Here is a 10,583-nt window from a genome sequence, read left to right on the forward strand (position 1 = left end):
CGAGCCACCTCCGGTTACACACTGAGGCCCATCAGGGCGTTTAAACCTCTTCCGTCTCCAGCGGTTGAGGTTTTTTTTTGACCTGATGACGGTTTTCTGGCTGCGACGTTATGTCGAACAAGCCAGTGCCTGGCCGAGGCTGGATTCCAACGCCCGGCGCAGCGCCTCGGCGCGCGCACCCGCCGCCCGCAAGGAGCCGTGCAGCAGGCCGGCACCTTCCCAGAGCCGACAGGCCGTACCCGCGGCGTGCAGGGCGTGGGCATAGGCGTGGCCGTGATCGCGCAGGGGATCGCGGCGGGCCACGGCTATGAAGGCGGGTGCCAGCCCTCGGAGATCGCTGGCCTGCAGCGGCAGGGCCAGTGGGTCCTCGCGATCCCTCGGGTCCGGTAGATAGCTGTCCAGGCAGGCCTGCCAGTCGGCCGCGCTCAGCAGCGGCGCCTGGGCCTGCTCGTGTTCGCTGGGCAGCACTCGGGCCGTCAGGGCTGGATAGACCAGCGCCTGGAGGCGGGGTTGGCGCTGGCCGCGGGCGCGCAGGGCCAGGCACAGGGCAGCGGCCAGGTTGCCGCCCGCGCTGTCGCCGGCCACTGCCAGCCGGGTGTCGTCCAGCCCCAGCCGCGGGGCCTCGTGCCGCAACCACTCCCAGGCTTGAAGGGCGTCCTCCAGCGCAGCGGGGTAGGGATGCTCCGGTGCCAGGCGGTAATCCACCAGCAAGACGGCCAGCCCAAGGCGTCGCGCCAGGCGTGCCGCGAGAAAGCCGTGGGAATCCAGGTCGCCCACCATCCAGCCACCGCCGTGCAGATAGAGTAGGGCGGGGCGGTCGATCGCGGGTTCCCGCGGCGCCACCAACCGCAGCGGTACGCCTCCGGCCTGGTGATCGCTGACCGCCAAACCTTGGTAGTCCGCTGGCGCCAGGGCGGCGCAGAGCCGGGCATAGGCCCGGCGCTGGGCGCCGATGTCCGGATCGTCAGTGGCGAAGGCCTGACTGGCCGCGACGAAGGCAACCATGTCCGCCGAGAGCGGCGGCTGGCTCATCGTTGCAGCACGCGAATGCGGGAATGCAGCTCATCTCGATCGACATAACAGCCCTGGAAATGACGCGCGCCGCTGGTGGGATCGAATTCATCCCGGGCATGCAGGGCCCTTCTGTTGTCGAAGCACCACAGTTGACCCGCTGCGAGGCGGTGCCGGTAGCGGAAGCGATCATCCCGGGTCATGGTGATAAAACGCCGGTAGGCGCGGTAGAGCAGCGGCATGGTTTCCTGGCTGGCACTGAAAGGGCCGCGCAAGAAGTTCGCCATGCGAATTTCCGACACTTCCTGGTTTTCGTCCAAGGCAATGATGGGAGCCTTGTAGCGATAGTCGGAAGACTTCCCTCGATTGCGAAATTCGATGGGTATCGTGGTGAGTATCTCGAAGGACTCGGGATCCTCTTCTCTGAGGACTTCAGCGAGCTTGAAGCCATCCACGAAGGTACTGCTTCCGCCTGTTGCGTCATTGATCAGGCAATGCAGGAATTGCAGCCCCGGTTGCAACTCCCGGGTCGGCAGATCGGTATGGAGCGGTAGATTGAAGGCGGTATAGGCGTTGCTGTCGGCGTCGGCTTTGGATTGGACGTTGAAGATCGTGCCGAAGTTGGATTCGCGTATGAATGAAATCCGTTTCGCGACCGCTGCCAGGGAGCCTGGTTCGACAGGCACGCCATGCAGCAGAGACAGGCCGGTGTCCCTCACGTCGATCAGCCAGGACAGTAGCGCGGCATCGTCGGTCATTATCTCGGAATACTGGAAGGCAGGAACCTCCAGCCCTTTGTCCCAGAGCTTTTTCTTGGGTCTCAGCCCGTGCCGCTCGGCCAGGGATTCTTCATCGTACGCGTGAGCGCGCAACCAGCCCGGGTCGTAGGTGCTGGCATGGCCGTCGTGCCAGAGCACTTCCAGACTGCCATCGTCCTTGAGGGTCACCTCAGAGGCCTGGATATCTTCAGGAATATCCACTATCTCGACTATTTGCTCCCGGGTAACGGGATAGACGCAGTGCTGGCATGGGCAGTTGTCCCGCAGCCAGAGGAGATGGTAGGGACTTTTCCGGCCGTCCATCCAATGGACCGAGACGTGAGCGCCATCCCTTAGGGCCGTGCGTATTGGACTGATGACGTCATAGGTACTGTAGTCAGGGCTAGCGCTCATGTCACAGTGGCTCCGGATTATCCTGATGGTTGATTGTTATTTTCTGGCCGGCGGCAGGCCGATGACCCGCCCGACGTGCTCCGGCCAGGGCTCGTCCTGCTGCGCCGCCAAGCGGGTCGCCAGCCAGTCGTGCACCGCCGGCGCGAAGGGCGCCGACCTGGGGCCGGCCAGGTCGACGTGCAGCAGCAACTGCTCGGAGGCCGCCAGCAGCTCGGTCTCGCCTTCGCGGTACAGCCCGAAGTGCAGGTGCAGACGCTTGGCGTCCAGGGCCAGGAATCTCACCCGCACCTCCAACTGGGCGTCCGCCTTCACCTCGTGCAGGAAGTTGAGATGGCACTCCAGGGTGAACAGCGAGTGCCCGCTGGCTGCGCGGCCGGCGGCGTCCAGGCCCATGGCGTCCATCAGGGCGTCGGTGGCGTGGCTGAAGATCAGCAGGTAGTAGGCATCGCGCAGATGGCCGTTGTAGTCGACCCAGTCAGGGGCGACTGCAGTGCTGTGGATGAGCATGTTGTCCTCCTAGTCCCGGATGCCGTGGCGCGCCTTGCACTCGGCGATGGCCGCCTGCACCGCCAGCAAGCAGTCGTCGCGATAGCGCTCCAGCGCGGCCAGTTCCAGGTCGCCCTGTTGCGCCTGGGTGCCCTCCACCACGGCGTCGATCAGGCCGTCGGTCAGCTCCGGCGCTTCCAGGTAGGTCCAGGGCAGCTTCAATGCCGGGCCGAATTGCTGCATGAAGTGGCGCATGCCCGCCGGGCCGCCGGCCAGGGTGTAGGTCAGGAAGGTGCCCATGAACGACCAGCGCAGGCCGGCGCCATAGCGGATGGCGTCGTCGATCTCGCCGGTGGTGGCGACGCCGTCGTTGACCAGGTGCAGCGCCTCGCGCCACAGGGCTTCCAGCAGGCGATCGGCGATGAAACCGGGCACCTCCTTGCGCACCCGCAGTGGCCGCATGCCCAGTTCGCGATAGAAGGCCTCGGCGCGCGCCAGATTGGCCTCCGAGGTCTGGGTCCCGCCCACCACCTCCACCAGCGGCAGCAGGTAGACCGGATTGAAGGGATGGCCGACCAGGCAGCGCTCGGGATGCTGGGCATCGGCGTAGAAGTCGCTGGGCAGCAGCCCCGAGGTGCTGGAGCAGATCAGGGCGTCGGCACGCGCCGCCCGGCTGACCCGGGCGTGCAGGTCGCGCTTGAGGTCCAGGCGCTCGGGGGCGCTTTCCTGGATGACGTCGGCATCGGCTACCGCGGCTTCCAGGTCGGTATGGAAACTCAGGCGTTCCAGGCTGGCGCCGGGCGCCAGGCCCTGGGCCTCCAGCGCCGGCCAGGCATTGGCCAGACGAGTGCGCAGGGCCGCCTCGGCGCCCGGCGCCGGGTCCCAGGCACGCACGTCCAGGCCCCGGGCCAGCGCCCGGGCGATCCAGCCGGCACCGATCACGCCGGTCCCGAGGGCAGCAAAGACGGCGCTCATTGGGCACCTCCCAGCTTCATCTTCTTGCGCCCTTCGGCCGGGCTGAGAGCCCGCCCGCCCAGCCGCTCGATGATCTGGATCACTCGCTCCACCAGGCTGCCGTTGGTGGCATGGACGCCACGGTCCAGCCAGAGGTTGTCTTCCAGGCCGACCCGCACGTTACCGCCCAGCAGCATGGCCTGGGCGGCCATGGGCATCTGCATGCGACCGATGCCGAAGCCGGCCCAGCAGGCGCCCGCTGGCAGGTTGTCGACCATGGCCTTCATGGTGGTGGTGTCGGCCGGCGCCCCCCAGGGAATGCCCAGGCAGATCTGGAACAGCGGGTCTTCCAGCAAGCCTTCCTTGAGTAACTGCTTGGCGAACCAGAGATGGCCGGTATCGAAGATCTCCAGCTCCGCCTTCACCCCCAGCTCGGTGATGCGCTTGGCCCCGGCGCGCAGTTGCGCGGGGGTGGAGACATAGATGAAGTCGCCGTCGCCGAAGTTGAGGGTGCCGCAGTCCAGAGTGCAGATGTCCGGGCGCAGCTCCTCGATATGCAGCAGGCGGGTCAGCGGGCCGACCAGATCCGAGCCCGGCCCGAATTCGGTGGGCGTCTCGCCCGGGCCGATTTCCAGGTCGCCGCCCATACCGGCGGTGAGGTTGACGATGATGTCCACATCCGCTTCGCGAATGCGCTCGACCACCTCGCGATAGAGCGCCACGTCGCGACTCGGCTTGCCGGTGGCAGGGTCGCGCACATGGGCATGCACCACCGTGGCGCCGGCGCGGGCGGCCTCCAGGGCCGCCTCGGCGATCTGCGCCGGGGTAACGGGAACGTGGGGATTGCGGCCTACGGTATCACCGGCGCCGGTGAGGGCGCAGGTAATGATGACATCGGTGTTCATGAGTCTTTCCTTGGCGATCAGAGCTTGAGAGCGGCGGGCTGGCCGGCGTAGGTGGTCACGCCTTGCAGGAAGGCGTCGAGGCGTTGCGGATGCTCCTTGAGCCAGGCGCGGGCGGCGTCCTTGGGCGCGGTGCGCTCCAGGATGGGGGCCATCACGGAGCTGACTTCGGCGCTGTCCAGGTGCAGGTTGGCGAGCAGATGCTGGACATTGGGGCAGCGCTGTGGATAGTCCGCGGTGGTCACCACCGAGACCGTCGCCTTGCCTTCGTCGGGTCCGAAGATGTCCTCGCTGCCGCTGAGGTAGTGCATCTTGATCTGCAGGTTCATCGGGTGCGGTTTCCAGCCGAAGAAGACGATCCATTCATTGCGCTTCTCGGCCCGGCGTACGGCGCTGAGCATGCCGGCCTCGCTGGACTCCACCAGCTGGAAGTCCTTGAGGCCGAACCTGTTGGTCTTGATCATCTCGGCGGTGGCGCGATTGGCGCCGCTCCCCGGCTCGATGCCATAGATCTTGCCGCCGAGCTTGTCCTTGAAGCGGGCGATGTCGGCGAAGGTCTTCAGGCCGCCTTCATAGACGTAATCGGGCACCGCGAAGGTGGACTGGGCGTCGGCCAGCAGCGGTGGGGTCAGCACCTTGACCTGGCCCTTGTCGACGAAGGGCTGCACCACCGGCTGCATGGTCGGTTGCCAGTAGCCGAGGAAGACATCCAGGTCCTTGTTACCCATGCCCGCCATGATGATCTGTTGCGAAGCGGTGGTCGGCTTGACCTCATAACCGAGGCCTTCGAGCATGACCTCGGCCAGGGCGCTGGTGGCGACCACGTCGGTCCAGCCGACGATACCCAGGCGCACGGTCTGGCAACTGGCGGGATCGGCCGCGCGGGCACTACCCAGGGTGGCGGCCAACAGACCGCAGGCGAGGAGGGTGGAGCAGAGCGTCTTGGAAGGCATGGCGAACTCCTAGTGGCGGCTGGCCGAGGATGACTGCCGGTGTTCTCTACCCTAGGCGTCTCGCTGGGGGGCCATGCGCAGTCTGACGACCGGAATTTGCATTCTGGCGACCTTCTTGCTTGCCGGTAGCCATCGTTACCGCAGAGGCTCTAACCATGACGCAGTCCTTTGCCTTCCTCCTGCTGCCCGGTTTTTCCGCACTGGGCTTCATCGCCACCCTGGAACCCCTGCGGGTGGCCAATCGCTTTCGCCCCGGCAGCTACGCCTGGCGCATCCTCGGTCGCGAGGGTGCGGCGGTGACCGCCAGCAATGGCATGTCGGTCAACGTCGATGGCGGCCTCGAGACGCTGGCGCCTGGCACTACTCTGTTCGTGGTGGCCGGTTTCGAGCCCCTGGCCCACTACGACGACGGCCTCGCCACTTGGCTGCGCCAGGTCGCCCGGCATGGCCACCCCCTGGGTGGCATCGACACCGGGGCCCTGATACTGGCCGAAGCCGGTCTGCTGGAGGGCTACCGCGTCACCCTGCACTGGGAGGCGGTGGCGGCCTTTCGCGAAGCCTGGCCGCAGTTGGAGGTCACCGGCGAGCTGTTCGAGATCGACCGTGGGCGCATCACCTGCGCTGGCGGTACGGCAAGTCTCGATCTGCTGCTGGAGCTGATCGGTCGCAGCCACGGCAGCGAATTGGCGGTGCAGGTCTCCGAGCAATTCGTCCTCGGCCGCATCCGGCCGCCGCGCGAGCACCAACGACTCCAGGTGGCGCAACGCTACGGCATCGCCAATCGCAAGCTGATCCGCGTGGTGGAGCGCATGGAGCGCCACACCGAGACGCCCCTGGGTACCCTGGAGCTGGCCGCCGGCATCCAGGTGACCCGGCGCCAGCTGGAGCGGCTGTTCCGCCTTTATCTGGATACGACACCCTCGACCTTCTATCTGCAGTTGCGCCTGGACAAGGCCCGCCAGCTGCTGCAACAGGGCGATGCCAGCGTGCTGGAGGTCGCCCTGGCCTGCGGTTTCGAGTCCGCGTCCTACTTCTCCCGCTGCTATCGCCAGCGTTTCGGCCTGAGTCCGCGGGAAGATCGGCCGCGGCGCGAGATGGGCCGGTCGTCGGCGCCGGCAACCGCCACGGCGGTCCTGGCCCTGCCGCCGGGGTAGGGCGACCCGGCCACTGACGCTTCTGGTGATACCTCTGTCGTTTTTGCATCCGGTCGCCGGGAACCCCGGGGCTATGCTGGCCTCGAATCGCCGGCACTCGTTCCGGCGCAAGACTTTCGCCGGAGCCCGTCATGAATGCCACCGAACTCCACGCCGACAGCATCGTCATCGACGGGCTGATCATCGCCAAGTGGAACCGTGAACTCTTCGAAGACATGCGCAAGGGCGGCCTGACCGCCGCGAACTGCACCGTCTCGGTGTGGGAAGGCTTCCAGGCGACGGTCAACAACATCGCCGCCAGCCAGAAACTGATCCGTGAGTGCAGCGATCTGGTGGTTCAGGTGCGCACCACCGCCGAGATCCGCCAGGCCAAGGCCCAGGGCAAGACCGGCATCCTGTTCGGCTTCCAGAACGCCCATGCCTTCGAAGACCAGATCGGCTACGTCGAGATCTTCAAGCAGCTCGGCGTAGGCATCGTGCAGATGTGCTACAACACCCAGAACCTGGTGGGCACCGGCTGCTACGAGCGTGACGGCGGTCTGTCCGGCTTCGGTCGCGAGATCGTCGCCGAGATGAACCGCGTCGGCATCATGTGCGACCTCTCCCACGTCGGCTCCAAGACCAGCGAGGAAGTCATCCTCGAATCCAAGAAGCCGGTCTGCTACTCCCACTGCCTGCCTTCTGGCCTGAAGGAGCATCCGCGCAATAAGTCCGACGAAGAACTCAAGTTCATCGCCGATCACGGCGGTTTCGTCGGCGTGACCATGTTCGCCCCCTTCCTGGCCAAGGGCATCGACTCGACCATCGACGACTACGCCGAGGCCATCGAGTACGTCATGAACCTGGTCGGTGAAGATGCCATCGGCATCGGCACCGACTTCACCCAGGGCCATGGCCACGAATTCTTCCAGTGGCTGACCCACGACAAGGGCTACGCCCGTCGCCTGACCAACTTCGGCAAGATCGTCAATCCGCTGGGCATCCGTACCGTCGGCGAATTCCCCAACCTGACCGAGACCCTGCTCAAGCGCGGCATGCCCGAGCGCACCGTGCGCAAGGTCATGGGCGAAAACTGGATGCGCATCCTCGGCGAAGTCTGGGGCGAATGATCCCGCTGTAGGTCGGGTTGAGCGCAGCGAAGCCCGACAAACCTTTACCACCCCTTTCCGATCGTCGGGCTTCGCCAACGCTCAGCCCGACCTACGACCCTCTGCTCCGGAGTACCCCATGGCCAGCCACGCCCCCGAAATGCCCATCCAGGTCGACGACGAAACCGGCGTCTGGACCACCGACGCCCTGCCGATGCTGTACGTACCCCGGCATTTCTTCGTCAACAACCACATGGGTATCGAAGAAGTCCTGGGCGCCGACAAGTACGCCGAGATTCTCTACAAGGCCGGCTACAAGTCCGCCTGGCACTGGTGTGAAAAGGAAGCCGAGTGCCATGGCCTCCAGGGCGCCGCGGTGTTCGAGCACTACATGAAGCGCCTGTCACAGCGCGGCTGGGGCCTGTTCGAGACCCAGAAGCTCGATCTGGAAACCGGCTACGCCGAGGTCAAGCTCAAGCACTCCGCCTTCGTCTACGTCTACGGCAAGGTCAATCGCAAGGTCGACTACATGTTCACCGGCTGGTTCTCCGGTGCCATCGATCAGATCCTGGCCGCCAAGGGCAGCGCCATCCGTACCGTCACCGTGCAGGAATACAGCGGTTCCGAAGAAGGCCACGACGATGGCCTGTTCGTCACCCGTCCGCTGTAACGCCATTCCGTAGGGTGGCGCCGCCACCCTAGCGACACCTAGAGCAAGAGCGCGGCTCCAGACCGCGCACCAGCCGATCGAGGAGAAGGTCATGGCCTTCGAAGCAATGTTCCAGCCGATCCAGATCGGCAAGCTCACCATCCGCAACCGCGTACTCTCCACGGCCCATGCCGAGGTCTATGCCACCGACGGCGGCATGACCACCGAGCGTTACGTCAAGTATTACGAAGAGAAGGCCAAGGGCGGCATCGGCCTGGCCATCTGCGGCGGTTCCTCGGTGGTCGCCATCGACAGCCCGCAGCACTGGTGGAGTTCGGTCAACCTCTCCACCGACCGCATCATTCCGCACTTCCAGAATCTGGCCGACGCCATGCACAAGCACGGCGCCAAGATCATGATCCAGATCACCCACATGGGCCGGCGTTCGCGTTGGGACGGCGGCCACTGGCCGACCCTGATGTCGCCGTCGGGCATCCGCGAGCCCGTGCACCGCGCCACCTGCAAGACCATCGAGCCGGAAGAGATCTGGCGGGTGATCGGCAACTTCGCCCAGGCGGCCCGTCGCGCCAAGGCCGGTGGCCTGGACGGCGTCGAACTGTCCGCCGTGCACCAGCACATGATCGACCAGTTCTGGTCGCCGCGCGTCAACAAGCGTACCGACGAATGGGGTGGCAGCTTCGAGAATCGCATGAGATTCGGCATGGAAGTGCTGAAGGCCGTGCGTGCCGAAGTGGGCGATGACTTCTGCGTGGGCATGCGCATCACCGGCGACGAATTCCACCCGGACGGCCTGTCCCACGAGGACATGAAGCAGATCGCCAAGTACTACGCCGACACCGGCATGCTCGACTTCATCGGCGTGGTCGGTTCGGGCTGCGACACCCACAACACCCTGGCCAACGTCATCCCCAACATGACCTATCCGCCGGAGCCCTTCCTGCACCTGGCTGCTGGCATCAAGGAAGTGGTCAATGTTCCGGTGCTGCACGCCCAGAACATCAAGGATCCCAACCAGGCCACCCGGATCCTCGAGGGCGGTTACGTCGACATGGTCGGCATGACCCGCGCCCATATCGCCGACCCGCACCTGATCACCAAGATCAAGATGGGCCAAGTCGACCAGATCCGTCAGTGCGTCGGCGCCAACTACTGCATCGACCGCCAGTACCAGGGCCTGGACGTGCTGTGCATCCAGAACGCCGCCACCAGTCGCGAATACATGGGGCTGCCGCACATCATCGAGAAGTCCACCGGGCCCAAGCGCAAGGTGGTGATCGTCGGCGGTGGTCCCGCCGGCATGGAAGCCGCTCGCGTTTCCGCCGAGCGCGGCCATGACGTCACCCTGTTCGAGAAGCAGGAGCAACTCGGTGGCCAGATCACCCTGGCCGCCCGCGCCCCGCAGCGCGACCAGATCGCCGGCATCACCCGTTGGTACCAGCTGGAGCTGGCGCGGCTGGGTATCGACCTGCGCCTGGGCACCGCCGCCGATCCGGCGACCATCCTCGACCTGCGGCCGGACATCGTCATCCTGGCCAATGGCGGTCATCCCTTCCTCGAGCAGGTCGAGCACTGGCACGCCGCCGACGGCCTGGTCGTCAGCAGCTGGGACATCCTCTCGGGCAAGGTCGAGCCGGGCAAGAACGTGCTGGTGTACGACACCATCTGCGAATTCACCGGCATGTCCGTGGCCGACTACCTGGCCGACAAGGGCTCCCAGGTGGAAATCGTCACCGACGACATCAAGCCGGGCGTCGCCATCGGCGGCACCACCTTCCCGACCTACTACCGCAGCATGTACCCCAAGGAAGTGATCATGACCGGCGACCTGATGCTGGAAAAGGTCTACGCCGAGGGCGACAAGAAGGTCGCGGTGCTGGAGAACGAATACACCGGTGCCCGCGAAGAGCGCGTGGTCGATCAGGTGGTCATCGAGAACGGTGTGCGTCCGGACGAGGGGCTCTACTACGCCCTCAAGGAAGGCTCGCGCAACAAGGGTCAGATGGACATCGAAGCCCTGTTCGCCATCGAGCCCCAACCGGCGCTCGGCGAGACCGGTAATGGCTACCTGCTGTACCGGATCGGCGATTGCGTGGCCCAGCGCAACACCCATGCCGCCATCTACGACGCCCTGCGCCTGTGCAAGGACTTCTAAGACACGCCCCTTGAGGGTTCGCAACGTCCGGTCGGCACGGA

General features: G+C 65.5%; 10 protein-coding genes. 4 read left to right on the forward strand and 6 right to left on the reverse strand.

Annotated features, from left to right (window positions below):
- Positions 1–108: 108 nt before the first annotated feature.
- From FAZ11_RS14190 to choX, 6 genes are read right to left on the reverse strand one after another with little or no spacing between them, the layout of a single operon-like run.
- Entirely contained in the window at positions 109–1,032 is a 924-nt protein-coding gene (locus tag FAZ11_RS14190) for an alpha/beta hydrolase (RefSeq protein ID WP_058772047.1), read from the reverse strand.
- On the reverse strand, positions 1,029–2,183 hold the full coding sequence (locus FAZ11_RS14195; RefSeq protein ID WP_058772048.1) for a gamma-butyrobetaine dioxygenase: 1,155 nt from the start codon (positions 2,181–2,183) through the stop codon (positions 1,029–1,031). The genes FAZ11_RS14190 and FAZ11_RS14195 overlap by 4 nt, the downstream gene beginning before the upstream one ends.
- Positions 2,184–2,219: 36 nt before the next feature.
- Positions 2,220–2,690: a thioesterase family protein gene (locus tag FAZ11_RS14200; protein WP_058761763.1), complete on the reverse strand. Its 471-nt coding sequence runs from the start codon at positions 2,688–2,690 to the stop codon at positions 2,220–2,222.
- A 9-nt stretch (positions 2,691–2,699) separates the two neighbouring features.
- Positions 2,700–3,644: an L-carnitine dehydrogenase gene (locus FAZ11_RS14205; protein WP_058772049.1), complete on the reverse strand. Its 945-nt coding sequence runs from the start codon at positions 3,642–3,644 to the stop codon at positions 2,700–2,702.
- The gene (gene cdhC / locus FAZ11_RS14210; protein ID WP_058772050.1) at positions 3,641–4,528 is read right to left on the reverse strand and encodes a 3-dehydrocarnitine:acetyl-CoA trimethylamine transferase CdhC; all 888 of its coding nucleotides are present in this window, start codon (positions 4,526–4,528) and stop codon (positions 3,641–3,643) included. Before cdhC ends, FAZ11_RS14205 begins: the two co-directional genes overlap by 4 nt.
- 17 nt (positions 4,529–4,545) lie before the next feature.
- Entirely contained in the window at positions 4,546–5,478 is a 933-nt protein-coding gene (choX, locus tag FAZ11_RS14215) for a choline ABC transporter substrate-binding protein (RefSeq protein ID WP_058761760.1), read from the reverse strand.
- Positions 5,479–5,633: 155 nt separating this feature from the next.
- Here choX and FAZ11_RS14220 point away from each other — a divergent pair, with 155 nt between their 5' ends.
- From FAZ11_RS14220 to dgcA, 4 genes are all read left to right on the forward strand, one after another.
- A complete protein-coding gene (locus tag FAZ11_RS14220) occupies positions 5,634–6,632 on the forward strand; it encodes a GlxA family transcriptional regulator (protein WP_058772051.1) in 999 nt (332 codons plus the stop codon).
- 131 nt (positions 6,633–6,763) lie between these two features.
- Positions 6,764–7,741: a dipeptidase gene (locus FAZ11_RS14225; protein ID WP_058761758.1), complete on the forward strand. Its 978-nt coding sequence runs from the start codon at positions 6,764–6,766 to the stop codon at positions 7,739–7,741.
- Positions 7,742–7,859: 118 nt separating this feature from the next.
- Positions 7,860–8,390: a DUF5943 domain-containing protein gene (locus FAZ11_RS14230; protein ID WP_058761757.1), complete on the forward strand. Its 531-nt coding sequence runs from the start codon at positions 7,860–7,862 to the stop codon at positions 8,388–8,390.
- Positions 8,391–8,481: 91 nt separating this feature from the next.
- Positions 8,482–10,542 (forward strand): dimethylglycine demethylation protein DgcA, encoded by a 2,061-nt coding sequence (gene dgcA, locus FAZ11_RS14235; RefSeq protein ID WP_058761756.1) that lies wholly within the window; start codon positions 8,482–8,484, stop codon positions 10,540–10,542.
- Positions 10,543–10,583: the final 41 nt, after the last annotated feature.

Source organism: Pseudomonas rhizoryzae, assembly GCF_005250615.1.
In the GTDB taxonomy this organism is placed as follows: domain Bacteria; phylum Pseudomonadota; class Gammaproteobacteria; order Pseudomonadales; family Pseudomonadaceae; genus Chryseomonas; species Chryseomonas rhizoryzae.

Coding starts and splice junctions, on each gene's coding strand:
- FAZ11_RS14200 (WP_058761763.1), bottom strand. CDS start 2,690: ATGCTCATCCACAGCACTGCAGTCGCCCCTGACTGGGTCGACTACAAC.
- dgcA (WP_058761756.1), top strand. CDS start 8,482: ATGGCCTTCGAAGCAATGTTCCAGCCGATCCAGATCGGCAAGCTCACC.
- choX (WP_058761760.1), bottom strand. CDS start 5,478: ATGCCTTCCAAGACGCTCTGCTCCACCCTCCTCGCCTGCGGTCTGTTG.
- FAZ11_RS14220 (WP_058772051.1), top strand. CDS start 5,634: ATGACGCAGTCCTTTGCCTTCCTCCTGCTGCCCGGTTTTTCCGCACTG.
- FAZ11_RS14205 (WP_058772049.1), bottom strand. CDS start 3,644: ATGAGCGCCGTCTTTGCTGCCCTCGGGACCGGCGTGATCGGTGCCGGC.
- FAZ11_RS14225 (WP_058761758.1), top strand. CDS start 6,764: ATGAATGCCACCGAACTCCACGCCGACAGCATCGTCATCGACGGGCTG.
- FAZ11_RS14230 (WP_058761757.1), top strand. CDS start 7,860: ATGGCCAGCCACGCCCCCGAAATGCCCATCCAGGTCGACGACGAAACC.
- FAZ11_RS14190 (WP_058772047.1), bottom strand. CDS start 1,032: ATGAGCCAGCCGCCGCTCTCGGCGGACATGGTTGCCTTCGTCGCGGCC.
- FAZ11_RS14195 (WP_058772048.1), bottom strand. CDS start 2,183: ATGAGCGCTAGCCCTGACTACAGTACCTATGACGTCATCAGTCCAATA.
- cdhC (WP_058772050.1), bottom strand. CDS start 4,528: ATGAACACCGATGTCATCATTACCTGCGCCCTCACCGGCGCCGGTGAT.